Source organism: Streptomyces sp. NPDC015139, from assembly GCF_043079785.1.
GTDB classification, from domain to species: Bacteria; Actinomycetota; Actinomycetes; order Streptomycetales; family Streptomycetaceae; genus Streptomyces; species Streptomyces albidocamelliae.
Genome location: NZ_JBIBUW010000003.1, coordinates 532,443 through 546,913 on the forward strand (window position 1 = coordinate 532,443; position 14,471 = coordinate 546,913).

The window sequence follows — 14,471 nt, forward strand, 5'->3', positions numbered from 1 at the left end:
GCCCCATGGAGGACCTGGTCATCCGCGACGCGGACGTCGTCGACGGCAGCGGCGCTGACTCCTACCGCGCCGACGTGCTGATCGACGGCGGCCGGATCGTCTCGATCGTCAAGGAGGCGGCCGCGGCCGGCTGCCAACGCCCGCGCGCCGTGAGGGAGATGGACGCGGAGGGCCTGGTCCTCTCGCCGGGCTTCATCGACATGCACGCCCACTCCGACCTCGCCCTGCTGCGCGACCCCGACCACAGCGCCAAGGTCGCGCAGGGGGTCACGCTGGAGGTGCTCGGCCAGGACGGGCTGTCGTACGCGCCGGTGGACGACCGCACGCTGGCGGAGGTGCGGCGGGCGATCACCGGCTGGAACGGGTACGGCGACGACGTCGACTTCGACTGGCGCTCGGTCGGCGAGTACCTGGACCGGCTGGACCGCGGGTTCGACGGCCGCGGGATCGCCGTGAACGCGGCCTACCTGGTCCCCCAGGGCACGGTCCGGGCGCTCGTCGTCGGCTGGGAGGACCGCCCGGCCACACCCGGGGAGCTGGACCGGATGCGGCGGCTGGTCGCGGAGGGGCTGGAGCAGGGAGCGGTCGGCCTGTCCTCCGGGCTCACCTACACACCCGGGATGTATGCCGAGGACGCCGAACTGACCGAACTGTGCCGGGTGGTGGCCGGATACGGCGGCTACTACTGCCCGCACCACCGTTCCTACGGCGCAGGCGCCCTGGAGGCCTACGCCGAGATGGTGGCCCTGACCCGGGAGGCCGGCTGCCCGCTGCACCTGGCGCACGCGACGATGAACTTCGGCGTGAACGAGGGCCGGGCGCCCGAGCTGCTGGCGCTGCTCGACCGGGCCCTGGACACGGGCGCGGACATCACGCTGGACACCTACCCCTACACCCCCGGCTGCACCACGCTCGCCGCGCTGCTGCCCGGCTGGGTGAGCGAGGGCGGCCCGGAGGCGGTGCTGGCCCGGCTCACCGATCCGGCGACGGCCGAACGCATCCGGCACGAATTGGAGGTGACCGGCTCGGACGGCTGCCACGGTGTGCCCGTGGAGTGGGAGACGATCGAGATCGCCGGGGTGACCGATCCGGCGCTCGGCGACCATGTGGGCCGCACGGTCCGCGAGTCGGCCGAGCTGCGCGGCGAGAGCCCGTGGACCACGGCCCACCGGCTGCTGGTCGAAGACCGGCTCGGCACGACGATCCTCCAGCACGTCGGCCACGAGGAGAACGTCCGCACGATCATGCGGCACCGGACCCACACCGGCGGCTCCGACGGCATCCTCCAGGGCGCCAAGCCGCACCCGCGCGCCTACGGCACCTTCCCTCGCTACCTCGGCCACTACGTACGGGAGTTGGGGGTGCTCACGCTGGAGGAGTGCGTCGCCCGTCTCACCGGGCGGCCCGCGGCCCGGCTGCGCCTGCCGGACCGCGGTCTGGTGCGCGAGGGCTTCCGGGCCGACCTCGTGCTGTTCGACCCGGAGACGGTCGCGCCCGGTGCCACCTTCGCCGAGCCGCGGAGGCTGCCGGCCGGTGTCCCGCACGTCCTGATCGACGGCCGGTTCGCCGTCGAGGACGGCAAGCGGACGGACGTCCTGGCGGGGCGGGCGGTCCGCCGTACTCCGGCGTGACCGCCCGGCCCCGGCGGGCACGGTGCTACGGCATGGCTGTGGCCACGGCCATGCCTACGGCCATGGCTACGGCCGTGTCTACGGCTTGGGCAGGGTGCAGCCGGCGGCGCTCAGGTCCAGTTTGTTGCCGGTCGTGAAGCAGGCCGGGATCAGGTAGGTCTCCTCGGCGTAGTTGATGCCCTGGCGGACGGTGACGTTGCCGTTGGCGTCGACCTCGCACGGGTTGTTCTCCGTGCAGCGCTGGCCGTCCTCGTTGCCGGTGTTGTTGACGGCGACGACCTTGCCGGTGTTCGTGTCGATCACCGGCGAGCCCGAGGTGCCGCCGATGGTGTTGCAGGACGAGGTGTAGCGGAGCGAGTCCTTCCAGGTCCAGTCGCCTTCCTTGAGCCGGTAGACGAACCCGTCGACGTTGCAGCTGTAGATCCGCTTCCAGTAGCCGGACACCACCTTGATGGGCGTGCCGGCGGTCGGGTGCGTGTCCTGCACGGTGAGCGGGCTGATGCCGTACGAGCTCTTGATCTTCGCGTAGGTGGTGGTGGTCCGGTAGATCGTGACGTCCGTGTCCGTCATGGTCGAGTAGACGACCTGGTTGGCGCGGAGCGTGGCGACCCTGGTGCCGGAGGAGTTCAGCAGGCCGAAGGAACGGCTGGAGGACTGGCCGGTGATGACCTCGCCGGGCGCGGGGAAGCCGGTCTCCAGGCAGTGGCCGTTGGTCATGACCAGCGCCGGGTCGGTGTCCGCGGAGTTGGGGAAGCGGATGACGGAACCGGAGCAGTTGCTGAGGGAGACGGTGCCGGCGAAGTTGACCGTCACCGCGGCGGCCTTGGCGGTGGGCTTCGCCGCGGTGTGCGGCGCGGCGACCGCCGGGGTCGCGCCCAGCCCGGCTATCGCCAGGGAGGACAACGCGGCAAGGAGAGGCTTGTTCATGTGGGGGTCCCCTCTTACGACGGAGGCGGCCGGAGCTCTTCCGGCCGCCCTTACGTCTTTGTCATGCGCATTCTCAACGCATGGAGGGCCCTGGACAAGGATCCGCGTCAGGTCATAGGGGTTTCCCTGTGCGGGAGGGAGACCTCAACTCACGTTTCCCCGGGGCTTGGTGACGGCCGCGCCGTAGACCCGGCCGAGCCGCTCGTCCAACTCCGCGAGCTCCAGCCGCCCGTCCGCCACCGCCGCCCGCACCCGCTCGGCGACCCGCTCCCGCTCCTCGTCGGAGACGAGGACGCCGGCACCGGAGCCATCACGGTCAAAGCCCGCGGGCGAGGGCAGGCGCTTCACGAGCGGCTCGGGCTGCGTCGAGTCGGGCATGCACCCAACTCTCGCACGATATGCAGCGGATGCGTCGGCGCCAAGGCCAACTGGCAATGGCAAGACGGACTTTGAGGTGACCACACCGGCATCCGCCAGGGTGGCCGGGCCGGGTGACGTGAGGAGCCCGCGGGGCCGAGGCGACGGCCGGAGCACCACCCCCGGCGCCGCCCCGGGCCGCAGCCGTACCGACGGCCGGGCGGGATGGCGCGGGCCCCTGCCGGACAGGGCGGCGGCACCCACACCGCGGGCGCGAGCGCACCTGGCCGCGGTCGGCCGGGAGGCGGCGCCTCGGCACCGGCATCGCGTCCGGGCGGGAGCCATGGACACCCCGAGGCCCCCGGCCGCAGCCCGTGGTACCGGTCAGTGGGGGCCGCGGCCGTGGCCGTGACCTCTGCCCGGGGAGTCGGACCAGGACGTCGTCGGGGCCGGTGACGTGAGCGTGGGGGTGGCGGAGGCCGTGGTGGGCGGGGTCGAGGCCGTCGCCGCCGGGGCGCCGCTCGTCCCGGCGCCGGGACCAGCCGTCGACGTACCGGCGGCCGAGGAGGTCGCCGCGCGGAGCGGGGAGGCCGGGGTGGACGGGCCCACGGCGGTCGGAGCCCCCGTCGGCGTCGCGGACGGAGCGTCGCTGCCCGTGCGGGTGCTCTCGGTGGCGTCGTCGGCGACACGTCCGCCGCCCGCGGGACGGGACCCGTCCGGGGACCCCGAGCCGCCCGACAGGCCGGCGATCGCCGCCACGGTTCCGGCCACCCCGAGCACTCCGGCGACGACCGCGACCCGGCGCCGGCCACCCCTGCGCCGCTGCTGCTCGCGCCGGCGTCCGGCCCGCCCCTCGCCCGGTCCGCCCGGCTCGCGCTGCGCGGGCACGGCGGGCAGCTCGCGCGTGGCGTCGTAGGCGTTCTGCCAGCCATGGGCGGCGGCGGGATCGGCGTAGGCGTCGTACACGGGCGCGGGGGCCTCCTGAGGGAGGTACACGTTCGGCGGAACCTGTGGCTCGCCGACCGGTACCTGCCCGCCGGACGCCCCCGCCCCGTACTCGCGTTCGGTGGACATGACGCGGATTCTAGGGACGCAAGTGACCGCTGAGACAGCCGACGGCGATATCGGGGCAATTCTTCGTGTCTCACGTGGCGGATAACACCACCCATGAGCCGTTACCGGGCCGTAAGCTCACGGGCATGCAGGTGATCCAGTCGACCAAGCTCGCCAACGTCTGTTACGAGATCCGGGGCCCGGTTCTCGAGGAGGCCATGCGGCTCGAGGCGGCGGGTCACCGCATCCTCAAGCTCAACACCGGCAACCCCGCGGCGTTCGGCTTCGAGTGCCCGCCGGAGATCCTGGAGGACATCCTCCGCAACGTCTCCACCGCGCACGGCTACGGCGACGCCAAGGGCCTGCTGGCCGCCCGCCGCGCGGTCGTGATGCACAACCAGACGCTCGGCATCGAGACGGACGTCGAGCACGTCTTCATCGGCAACGGCGTCTCCGAGCTGATCGTGATGGCCATGCAGGGCCTGCTGGACGACGGCGACGAGGTCCTCGTACCCGCCCCGGACTATCCCCTGTGGACGGCGGCCGTCTCCCTCTCCGGCGGCACCGCGGTGCACTACCGCTGCGACGAGCAGTCCGACTGGATGCCCGACCTCGCCGACATCGAGCGCAAGGTCACCGACCGCACCAAGGCGATCGTCATCATCAACCCGAACAACCCCACGGGCGCGGTCTACGACGAGGCCGTGCTCAAGGGGCTGACGGACATCGCCCGCCGGCACAACCTCCTCGTCTGCTCCGACGAGATCTACGACAAGATCCTCTACGACGGCGCCACGCACACCCCGACCGCGAAGATCGCCCCGGATCTGCTCACCCTCACCTTCAACGGCATGTCGAAGGCGTACCGGGTGGCCGGCTACCGCGTCGGCTGGATGTCGATCTCCGGTCCGCGCGCGCACGCGGACTCCTACATCGAGGGTCTGACGATCCTGGCGAACATGCGGCTGTGCGCCAACATGCCGGGCCAGCACGGAGTGGTCGCCGCGCTCAGCGGACGCCAGTCGATCAACGACCTGGTGCTGCCGGGCGGCCGGCTGAAGGAGCAGGTGGACACCGCCTACGAGCTGCTGACGCAGATCCCGGGCGTGAGCTGCGTACGGCCGAAGGGCGCGCTGTACCTCTTCCCGCGCCTGGACCCGCAGGTCTTCAAGATCAAGGACGACCGCCGGATGGTCCTGGACCTGCTGCGCCAGGAGAAGATCATGGTCGTCCAGGGCACCGGCTTCAACTGGCCCGACCCGGACCACTTCCGCGTGGTGACCCTCCCGGCGGTCGGGGACCTGCGGGACGCAATGACCCGCATCGGCACCTTCCTGGACGGCTACAGCCAGCCGTAGCACACGGAGACCGACGGACCGCAATCCGTGACCCGGCTCAACTTTAGACGAAATCCAAGCTAAGATGGCTTCCTGTAAGCGCACAGGAGGCCATCACCCATGTACGAACCGATCCGCACCAAGTCGGTCCACAGCACGATGGCCGGCACCCCGTCCGACTTTCCCCACCGGTCGCGCGAGGAGGAGCTGGACATCCAGCTCGCCGGACACCTCGCCGCACTGCTCGCGGTCACCGACGAACTGCGTACCCTGACACCGTCCGCCGGCCTCGACACGGCCGCGGAGCGCCTGACCGGCGAGATCTCCCGGCTCCGGGGAGGACGCGCGCCGCTGCGCGCGACACCGGCCGCGGCCGGCGACCCCGCCGCCCTGCACCGGCGCGCACACGCCCTCGCCGGCCGCGCCCTCGTGGTCGCCGCCTCACGGGCGGACACGGCGGCGGCGATCCTCTCGGCCGAGCGGATGGACGCGCACGCGGCCGCCCTGGCCGACCCGAAGGAGCTCACCGCGGCCCACTGACCCCGCCCACGGGGTCCCACGAACGGCCCCGGTCCGCGCGCACCCGCAGCGACGCGCGGACCGGGCGCCATGAAACGCGGTTCTTTTCCCTACTCGTGCATTCGGGTGGATTGCGGGCCTGCGTGCCTGCCGCATTCCGGCATGAACGGCACCGGCTCGTAACCTCTGTGCCTGCCACCTGGGACTAGCGACACCCAGCCGAAGTCCACCATTCCACGAGATGTGACAAAGTGAAACGTAGGCGTTTGCTGGTAACACTCACTGGTGCGGCTGCCATTGCCACCGGAGTCACGATCTGGGCCGTTCAGTCCCATTCGGCGACGTCCTCGGAATCCAAGGCCCCTCCATCGAGCGGTCAGGACGCCCGATGGCTCCTAAACATGGGAATCGTGCAGGAGAACCACCACGATTCCCGAGCCGCCGCCCAGAGCTATTTCCGCGTACTGGAACTGCAACCGCGGAACAAGTTCGCCTGGTACAACCTGGGACACCTCGCGCAGCAGGAAGGCAAGACGCCCGGCGCCCGCGCGGCCTACGAACAGGCTCTGCAGATCGATCCGTCCTTCGCGCCGGCCCTGTTCAACGAGGCGCTCCTGCTGGAGGCCGGCGAGCCCGACCGGGCGGCGGAGCTTCTGCAACGCGCCATCGCCGTCAATCCGAAGGCGGGCACCGCGCATCTGCATCTCGGACGCGTCTGGGCGCGGAAGAACCGTGCCGGGAAGGCGGCGGACGAGTTCCGCCTCGCCGTCGCGGCCGATCCCTCGCTGCGCAACCAGGTACCGGAGGAGTTCCGCCACTCCACCGACCCCTCATCCCCATCGAGCGAAGCAGGGAGCGACAGTTGAGGTCGACCGCCACACCGAGGTTCTCCGTCTTCACCCCGAGCCACCAGCCCCGTTTCCTCGACGAGTGCCTGCGGACCCTCCAGGCGCAGACGTGCTCGGACTGGGAGTGGATCGTCCTGCTCAACAACGGCGCGCGGTGGCGGCCGGAGCACCCCGACGACCGGGTCCGCGTGGAGATCGCGGACAACCTCAAGGGCGTCGGAGCGGCGAAGCGCCGGGCCTGTGAACTGGCCCGCGGCGAGATCCTCGTCGAACTCGACCACGACGACCTGATGGCGAAGGCGTGCCTGGCCCAGCTGGCCAAGGCCTTCGACGCCCACCCGGAGGCCGTCTTCGTCTACAGCAACACCGCCCAGATCACCGAGGAGGGCAAGCGGGACGACAGCCGCTTCGACGAGACGTTCGGCTGGCAGTACGAGGAGGTGCGGGTCGACGGCCGCAAGCTCCTCCAGGTCGTCTCCCTGGCGCCGACGCCGCACAACGTCGCCTACATCTGGTACGCGCCCAACCACGTGCGTGCGTTCCGCAAGGACGCCTACGAAAAGGCCGGCGGGTACAACCCCGACCTCACGGTCCTGGACGACCAGGACCTGATGTGCCGTCTGTTCCACGTCGGCGACTTCCACCACATCAACCGCTGCCTGTACCTCCAGCGGGTGCACTCCGCGAACACCCAGCGGGACCCGGAGATCAACGCGCAGATCCAGCGCGAGACGGTCGCTCTGTACGACAAGTACATCGAGGCGAACGCCCTCGCCTGGAGCCACCGGCACGGGCTGCTGGCACTGGACCTCGGGGCGGGTCACCGCAAGCCGCCGGGGTACCTCGGCGTCGACCAGCGTCCGGGCAAGGGCGTCGACATCGTCGCGACCCTGCCCGGCAAGCTGGACCTGCCCGACGGGTCCGTCGGCCTGATGCGGGCGGTGGACTTCCTGGAGTACGTGCCCGCGAAGGTGCCGCTGATCAACGAGCTCTACCGGCTGCTGGCGCCGGGCGGGATGCTCCTCAGCATGACGCCCAGCTCCGACGGCCGGGGCGCGTACCAGGACCCGACGCACGTCGCCTACTACAACGAGAACTCGTTCTGGTACTACACGGACAACCAGTACCGCGCCTTCGTGCCGGACCTGGACGCCCGGTTCCAGTCCTCACGCCTGGTCACCTACTTCCCGAGCGAGTTCCACTCCAAGAACAACATCTCGTACGTGGTCGCCAACCTCATCGCGATGAAGGAGGGCACTCCGCGGCACGGGGGGAAGCTGCTGGTGTAGTTCCCGCGACAGGGCAGTGCCCGGCAGGCCCTCCCGGGCCGCCGGGCACTGCCGTCTCAGGCCCGCGCCAACTGCCCCGAGCGCAGGTGGCGTCGTACGAGCTCCAGGTTCTGGACCACGCGGTCGCGGTGCTCGGCGGGCAGCTTGCCGTCCTTCAGCAGCCGTTCGCCACAGCGCTCGGCCTCCTCGTGCGCCCCGACCCAGTAGGCGGACACCGCGAGTTCGTCGAGCGCGCCCCACTCGTACCACTCGGACTCGACGAACAGGTGGTCGTCGCCCGGGTACGGGAGCTGAGCCGCCTGCCGCGCGAACAGGTGGGCGAGCGGCCACCGCTCGCCGTTGACCCGGCACCAGCGTGCGAGTCCGCCGAGCGCCTCGGCGCGGGTGGGCCGGCTCTCGTGTGCGCCGAGGTAGCGTTCCACCACCTCGGCCGCCGGCCGCTCCAGTTCCTCGGCGAGCTGGGCGGCGAACAGGCGGGCGCAGAAGACCTCCTCGTCCCAGCCGCCCATCGCCGCCCTGCGGTCATAGGCTTCGAGCGCCTGCTCGAACTCGCCGGCGTTGCGCAGGCTCTGCCCGAGGTAGAACACGTAGCGCTCGTTGCCGGGTTCCGCGACCAGTCCGCGACGGAGGATCTCGGCGTCCGCCAGGTACTTGTCCCGCGCGCTCCGGTCCCTGCTGCGCCCTCCGCCCCCGACGATGACGATCGTGGCGCCCTCCAGCGTTCCCAGGGAGTACGTCGTGCCGCAGTCGAGGTACTCGTGCAGGACGCCGACGTACCGCCACGGCAGCCGGGTCGAGACCAGCGCGCGGCGGCGGTAGTTGTAGGTCCCGCCGCTGATGGTGAGCCGGTACGCGTCCAGCGTCAGCTCCGGCAGCCGGGAGCCGGGCTTCACGTCCATCACGTCGTCGGCGTCCATGAAGAGCAGGTAGTCCGCACGAGGGCGGGCGAGTTCGATCGCCTCGGTACGGCTGCCGTCGAACCCCTTCCAGGGCCGTTCGTGCAGTTCGCCCGGCAGGTCGCCGTAGACCTCGCGGATGATGTCCTGCGTGCCGTCGGTGGAGCCGGTGTCCACGATGACCCAGGTGTCGATCAGGGGCCGTACGGATTCGAGGCAGCGCCTGATCACCGGAGCCTCGTCCTTGACGATCATGTTCAGACAGACCGTTTGCGTCACGGATGCCATCCAATCCAGCCGACGCCGGCCACGCAAAGAAGCGGGGCGGAATGCCCTTGCGGAACTCGTGCATTCGAGTGTTCTGCACAGCCCCCACGCCTGCCGAACGGCGGCACGGTCCCCGTGCCCTCGTAACGTCGATGGCGACCATGTGAGACACCCGACTCCATTCGTCCACCATCCATGAAAAGTGACCAAGTGAAACGTAAGAGTCTGTGGGCGGGAATCGCAGCGACCGTGACGGTTGCCACGGGGGTGGCCGTCTGGGCACTTCAGTCCCCGTCTGCCGGGCCGTCCGAATCGAAGGCCCAGAACACCGAGTCAGCAGGTGCTCTGCTGAAATCCGCCATCGAGCATCAGGTCCACCAGGATCTCCAGGGAGCCGGCGAGGACTACCGGCGCGTTCTGGAACTGGACCCCAAGAACAAGAACGCCTGGTACGGGCTCGGGGTCATCGAGCAGCAGCAGGGCAGGACCGCGAACGCCCAGGCGAACTTCGACAGGGCCCTCGCCATCGATCCCCACTTCATGTCCGCGCTCTACAGCGAGGCGTTCATGGTGAGGGCGAGCGACCCCGACCGGGCCATCCAACTCCTCAAGCGTGGCGCCACCGCCGATCCCAAGGCGGCGGCCATCCATCTGCAGCTGGGTCAGCTTCTGTCGGAGACGAACCGCAAGGACGAGGCCGAGGACGCGTTCCGGCACGCGGTGTCGGCGGACCACAGGCTCCTCACCCAGGTGCCCGAGGAGTTCAGGGACGCCGTGAGCCGTTGATCGCGGGCGCACTCGCAGGACGCCCGGCGGACCGTGAGGTTCCGCCGGGCGTCCTGCTGTGCGAGCTCTCCTGCACGGGCCGGACAGACGGACGGTGCCCACGAGGCCGAGGCCTCGGGGGCACCTGTCGTCATTCCGGGACGTGACGCCTGGCTACGGGGTCACGTCGGCGCAGACCACGTAGACGGTGATGTTGTCCTCGTTGTTCGCGGTGTTGATGCCCTGCCACCCGGTGGGAGGCGTCGTCGTCGAACCGTCGATCGGGAAGGACGACTGGAGGTTGCCGTTCGTGAGGTTGGCACCGCCACCGGTGGCGACGTCGCCGGTGTCACAGGTGACGGTCGCGACGCGCGTACCCGTGACCTGCTTCACGTACAGCCGTCCCACGGAACCCTGAGCACCCTGGTTGCCCTGCGCACCCTGGGCGCCCTGCGGGCCCTGGGGACCCTGCGGGCCCTGGGCACCCTGCGCGCCCTGGGAGCCCTCGCCGCCGCCCTGCGGGCCCTGGGCACCCTGCGCGCCCTGGTTGCCCTGGGCGCCCTGGGCACCCTGCGCACCCTCGCCGCCGCCCTGCGGACCCCGGGGACCCTGCGGGCCCTGGGGACCCTGCGGGCCCTGGTTGCCGGGCTTGTTGTGCCCGTCGCCGTAGCTGTCGTCGTAACCGGGGTCCGGGTCTTCCGAACCGTACGAGTCCGTGGAGCCGTACGAGTCCTCCGACTCGTCCGCGTCCTTGACGCTGTGCGAGTCCTTGACGCTGTGCGAGTCCTCCGACTCGTACAGCGTGGACAGGCTGTCACGGGCAGCCCTCGCGATCGCGTGGTTGATGGCCGCGTTCAGGTCGTCTTCCGGCTGGTACCGGTCCGCGGCACGCTCGGCACCGTGACGGTGCTGCATTCCGTCGGCGGCGGCCACCGTGCTCGGGACGACGTTGAGCGCGACGGCAAGCGCGCCGGTGCCCACCATCATGGCGGACTTCAGGCGCGAGTTTCGGATCGTTCTACGGCTCAAGAGAACCTTCCTTGGACTGGGCGCACTCGGTGCGCTATTCGCATAACGCGTCTCGCGGCCTCAGCCGCGTACGACATCAATTTGCATGGTCCGCGTAACGACGAATAGAATTCGGCACGCGCCGCCCGGTGAGGATCACCCGAGCGGCGCCAATTCCTAGCCCAGAAAACCCAAAGACCGGCGTGTCGGCTTTATTCGAGGACATTTCGATATGCGACACAGTCCGCATGGGCGGGCAGGAGGCCCTTCCGTCCGGCTTCCTCCAGGGTGGGCGCGGCCGCATCCTTGGCGGAAAGCAGCGGTACGAGATCCTTCGGCCACGTGATGCCCAGCGCGGGATCGAGCGGGTCGATTCCGTATTCGCGTTCCGGCGCGTATCCCTCGGAGCACAGATAGACGACGGTGGAGTCGTCCTCCAGTGCCATGAACGCGTGGCCCAGACCTTCCGACAGATAGACGGACGTGTGCGTCCTGTCGTCGAGCCGGACCGCCTCCCAGGTCCCGAACCCCGGTGAGCCGACACGGATGTCGACCACCACGTCGAGCACCGCCCCGCTGACGCAGGTGACGTACTTGGCCTGGCCCGGCGGAACCGTCGCGTAGTGGATACCGCGGAGGGTGCCGCGCGCGGAGCGGGAGCAATTGGCCTGGGCGAGCGAGAATCCATGCCCGGCGGAATTCCGGAATTCCCCCTCCTTGAACCACTCGTGGAACCTGCCACGGTCGTCCGTGAATACCCTGGGCGTGTCCACCCACGCCCCTTCAACACCCAGCGGTCTCATCCGTTCTCCCCCTTGCGCCCGATGGCCGTCGTGTCCGTCACCGCGTCCCGCGCCTTCGGGACGTCCGCGCCCCCCTGGAGGGCGGCGAGCTGCCCGGCGTCCTCCAGCAGGCCCAGCAGGTAGTCGCCGTACCCGCTCTTGAGCAGCGGCCGGGCCAGGTCCCTGAGCCGGTCGTCGTCGATCAGGCCGGCGCGCCAGGCGGCCTCCTCGACGCAGCCGACCTTCAGGCCCTGGCGTTCCTCGATCACCCGGACGAACTCCGCCGCCTGCACCATGGAGGTGAAGGTCCCGGTGTCCAGCCAGGCGGTGCCCCGGTCGAGCCGGGTGACGTGCAGCTCACCGGCCTCCAGGTAGACGCGGTTGAGGTCGGTGATCTCCAACTCCCCCCGGGCACTGGGCGCGAGGCCGCGGGCGATGTCGACGGCCCGGCGGTCGTAGAAGTAGAGGCCGGGCACGGCGTACCGGGACCGTGGGCGGTCCGGCTTCTCCTCGATGGACAGGGCCCGGCCGGACTCGTCGAACTCCACGACCCCGTAGGCCGAGGGGTTGGCGACCTGGTAGGCGAACACCCGGCCGCCCTGGAGCTCGCTCTGCCGGGCAAGCCTGGTGCCGAGACCGCTGCCGTGGAAGATGTTGTCCCCGAGGATCAGGGCGACCGGCTCACCGGCGATGAAGTCGGCCCCGAGGAGGAATGCCTCGGCGATGCCCCGTGGCGCCTCCTGGGCCATGTAGTCGAGACGCAGGCCCAGTTGACGGCCGTCGCCGAGCAAGCGGCGGAACTGGTACTGGTCTTCGGGTGTGGTGATGATCAGAATTTCACTGACTCCGGCCATCACCAGTGTGGAAAGCGGGTAATAGACCATCGGTTTGTCGAAGACCGGCAGGAGTTGCTTGGACACCGAACGGGTCAGCGGCCACAGGCGTGAACCGGTTCCCCCGGCCAACAGGATTCCGCGCATGACAGCACCATAGGCGGACGGAGTTCCGGTGCCGCTCTTTCGTACGGGATGTGGCGTGTGCGGTGAAAGACAGGGAGCCCGACGGGACAGCCATTCGGTGGATTCTCGGCGCACCGGAGTTGATTGGATATCAAATACCCCTCTCAACTGGCATCTTGTTGGCCGCCAGTTTCGGATTCCCGGAGGGACTCTCGATGCAAGCCACGCACGCCATCGGATCAACGGTCCCGACTCAGCAACAGACTTCCGGAAAAGTGGAGGCGGCCGAATCGTCGAGTCCGGGCCGCTTCGCCGGCACATGGTGGATCTGGGCCATGGCGGGAACGCTGTTCGTGCTGTACACGCTGGTGTCCCTGCGGCTCCACCAGCGGATGTTCTCGAGCAGTTACGACCTGGGGATCTTCCAGCAGGTCGTCCGCTCCTACGCGGAGGGGCATCTGCCCGTCTCCGAGGTGAAAGGACAGGGCTTTCCCGTCCTGGGGGACCACTTCTCCCCGGTCCTGGCACTCGTGGCGCCCTTCTACCTGGTGTGGCGGGGAGCGGAAACCCTTCTCGTCGTCCAGGCCGCGCTCATCGCCGTGAGCGTCGTCCCGCTGGCTCTCTGGGCGCGCCGGACCCTCGGCACCCTCGCCGGCGCGGTGATCGGTGCCTGCTACGGGCTGTCCTGGGGAATCGCGAGTGCGGTCGGCTACGACTTCCACGAGGTGGCCTTCGCCGCTCCGCTCCTGGTGCTCTCCCTGACCGCCCTCGGGAGCGGCCGGCTGACCGCCGCGTGCTGCTGGGCCCTGCCCCTGCTGCTCGTCAAGGAGGACCTGGGGCTGACGGTCTGCGCCCTCGGCCTCGTCGTCGTCCGGCGGGGGAACCGCAGGCTCGGCGTGTGCACCGCCGTGGCCGGTCTCGTCGGCACCGCGGTGGCGTTGTTCGTGGTGCTGCCGGCCTTCAACCCGGGCGGTTCCTTCGCCTACTGGTCCCTGGTGCAGGATCCCGGCGCCGGCGGGGGGCACGGGGCTGCCGCGAGCGGCGGGGGCGGGCTGCTGGACCTGCTCCATCAGGGCACCATCGGCCTGGTGACGCCCCAGGCCAAGGTGACGACGTTCGCCCTGCTGCTGGCGCCGACCCTGTTCCTGGCGCTGCGGTCGCCGCTGCTGTGGGTCGCCCTGCCCACCCTGGTGTGGCGCTTCGCGTCGAGCAACCAACTGCACTGGGGCACGGGCTTCCACTACTCGCTCGTGCTGATGCCGGTCGTCTTCGCGGCCTACGTCGACGCCCTCGTGCGGCGCGGGACGAGCGGGCGCGGCCTGCGCCGCCATCTCGCGGGCTCCGCCGCGATCACCCTCATGATCCTGCCGAGCTTCCCGCTGTTCGAGCTGGTACAGCCCGACACCTGGCGGGACGGCCCGCGCGTCGCCGTCGCCCGCCGGCTGCTCGCCATGATCCCCGACGGGGCCACGGTCCAGGCGTCCGACCACCTGGTGCCCCAGCTCGCCGACCGTACGAGCGTCGGCCTGTACGGCTCCGCCGACGCCCGTCCCGAGCCCCAGTGGGTCATGGTGGACACCTGGGTGCCGGCCGGGCAGCGCTGGTGGCCGGGGCAGCCGCTCGGCGCCGAGGAGGAGCAGCAGCGCCTGGCCGCCGACCTGCGCAACGGGTACGCGATGGTCGACGTGCAGGAGGGCTACGTGCTGCTGCAGCGGCGGAAGTGAGCCGCGCCGCCGGTGCGCGGGAAGAAGCCCGGGGCCCGTCCCGTACGCCTTTGTACGGGACGGGCCCCGGGCCCTTGTGCGGTGCTGTCACCGCGGCCGGTCGTGACGA

14 protein-coding genes are annotated in these 14,471 nt (G+C 70.2%); 7 read left to right on the forward strand and 7 right to left on the reverse strand.

The features are described from left to right. Nucleotides 1-5 precede the first annotated feature (5 nt). A complete protein-coding gene (locus ACF08B_RS11170) occupies nucleotides 6-1,631 on the forward strand; it encodes an amidohydrolase family protein (RefSeq protein WP_392317077.1) in 1,626 nt (541 codons plus the stop codon). 78 nt (nucleotides 1,632-1,709) lie between these two features. Here the strand turns inward: ACF08B_RS11170 and ACF08B_RS11175 are convergent, their stop codons facing one another. The 3 genes from ACF08B_RS11175 to ACF08B_RS11185 form a co-directional block, all read right to left on the reverse strand. After that, complete coding sequence (locus ACF08B_RS11175; protein ID WP_093475115.1) at nucleotides 1,710-2,558, reverse strand: serine protease; 849 nt, start codon at nucleotides 2,556-2,558, stop codon at nucleotides 1,710-1,712. 144 nt (nucleotides 2,559-2,702) lie between these two features. Continuing rightward, nucleotides 2,703-2,936: a DUF1707 domain-containing protein gene (locus ACF08B_RS11180; protein WP_392317078.1), complete on the reverse strand. Its 234-nt coding sequence runs from the start codon at nucleotides 2,934-2,936 to the stop codon at nucleotides 2,703-2,705. Between the two features lie 363 nt (nucleotides 2,937-3,299). Continuing rightward, nucleotides 3,300-3,989, reverse strand: coding sequence for a hypothetical protein (locus ACF08B_RS11185; protein ID WP_392317079.1), 690 nt, complete (start codon nucleotides 3,987-3,989; stop codon nucleotides 3,300-3,302). A 125-nt stretch (nucleotides 3,990-4,114) separates the two neighbouring features. Here ACF08B_RS11185 and ACF08B_RS11190 point away from each other — a divergent pair, with 125 nt between their 5' ends. The 4 genes from ACF08B_RS11190 (at nucleotide 4,115) to ACF08B_RS11205 (ending at nucleotide 7,961) form a co-directional block, all read left to right on the forward strand. Next, nucleotides 4,115-5,326, forward strand: coding sequence for a pyridoxal phosphate-dependent aminotransferase (locus tag ACF08B_RS11190; RefSeq protein WP_093475118.1), 1,212 nt, complete (start codon nucleotides 4,115-4,117; stop codon nucleotides 5,324-5,326). A 99-nt stretch (nucleotides 5,327-5,425) separates the two neighbouring features. Beyond that, entirely contained in the window at nucleotides 5,426-5,845 is a 420-nt protein-coding gene (locus ACF08B_RS11195; RefSeq protein WP_392317080.1) for a hypothetical protein, read from the forward strand. A gap of 389 nt (nucleotides 5,846-6,234) precedes the next feature. Continuing rightward, the gene (locus tag ACF08B_RS11200) at nucleotides 6,235-6,690 is read left to right on the forward strand and encodes a tetratricopeptide repeat protein (protein WP_392317081.1); all 456 of its coding nucleotides are present in this window, start codon (nucleotides 6,235-6,237) and stop codon (nucleotides 6,688-6,690) included. After that, complete coding sequence (locus tag ACF08B_RS11205) at nucleotides 6,687-7,961, forward strand: glycosyltransferase (protein ID WP_392317082.1); 1,275 nt, start codon at nucleotides 6,687-6,689, stop codon at nucleotides 7,959-7,961. Before ACF08B_RS11200 ends, ACF08B_RS11205 begins: the two co-directional genes overlap by 4 nt. Nucleotides 7,962-8,017: 56 nt before the next feature. Here the strand turns inward: ACF08B_RS11205 and ACF08B_RS11210 are convergent, their stop codons facing one another. After that, nucleotides 8,018-9,136: a glycosyltransferase gene (locus ACF08B_RS11210; RefSeq protein WP_392317083.1), complete on the reverse strand. Its 1,119-nt coding sequence runs from the start codon at nucleotides 9,134-9,136 to the stop codon at nucleotides 8,018-8,020. Between the two features lie 237 nt (nucleotides 9,137-9,373). On the opposite strand from ACF08B_RS11210, the gene ACF08B_RS11215 reads away from it, so the two are divergent. After that, nucleotides 9,374-9,910: a tetratricopeptide repeat protein gene (locus ACF08B_RS11215; RefSeq protein WP_392317084.1), complete on the forward strand. Its 537-nt coding sequence runs from the start codon at nucleotides 9,374-9,376 to the stop codon at nucleotides 9,908-9,910. Nucleotides 9,911-10,063: 153 nt separating this feature from the next. Here ACF08B_RS11215 and ACF08B_RS11220 read toward each other — a convergent pair whose 3' ends face one another. The 3 genes from ACF08B_RS11220 to rfbA all read right to left on the reverse strand — a co-directional run bounded on the left by ACF08B_RS11220 (nucleotide 10,064) and on the right by rfbA (nucleotide 12,659). Beyond that, on the reverse strand, nucleotides 10,064-10,918 hold the full coding sequence (locus tag ACF08B_RS11220; RefSeq protein ID WP_392317085.1) for a hypothetical protein: 855 nt from the start codon (nucleotides 10,916-10,918) through the stop codon (nucleotides 10,064-10,066). A gap of 191 nt (nucleotides 10,919-11,109) precedes the next feature. After that, nucleotides 11,110-11,700, reverse strand: a complete 591-nt coding sequence (rfbC, locus tag ACF08B_RS11225) for a dTDP-4-dehydrorhamnose 3,5-epimerase (RefSeq protein ID WP_392317086.1) — start codon at nucleotides 11,698-11,700, stop codon at nucleotides 11,110-11,112. Then, entirely contained in the window at nucleotides 11,697-12,659 is a 963-nt protein-coding gene (gene rfbA / locus ACF08B_RS11230; protein ID WP_392317087.1) for a glucose-1-phosphate thymidylyltransferase RfbA, read from the reverse strand. The genes rfbC and rfbA overlap by 4 nt, the downstream gene beginning before the upstream one ends. 314 nt (nucleotides 12,660-12,973) lie before the next feature. Here rfbA and ACF08B_RS11235 point away from each other — a divergent pair, with 314 nt between their 5' ends. After that, nucleotides 12,974-14,362 (forward strand): DUF2079 domain-containing protein, encoded by a 1,389-nt coding sequence (locus ACF08B_RS11235; protein WP_392317088.1) that lies wholly within the window; start codon nucleotides 12,974-12,976, stop codon nucleotides 14,360-14,362. Nucleotides 14,363-14,471: the final 109 nt, after the last annotated feature.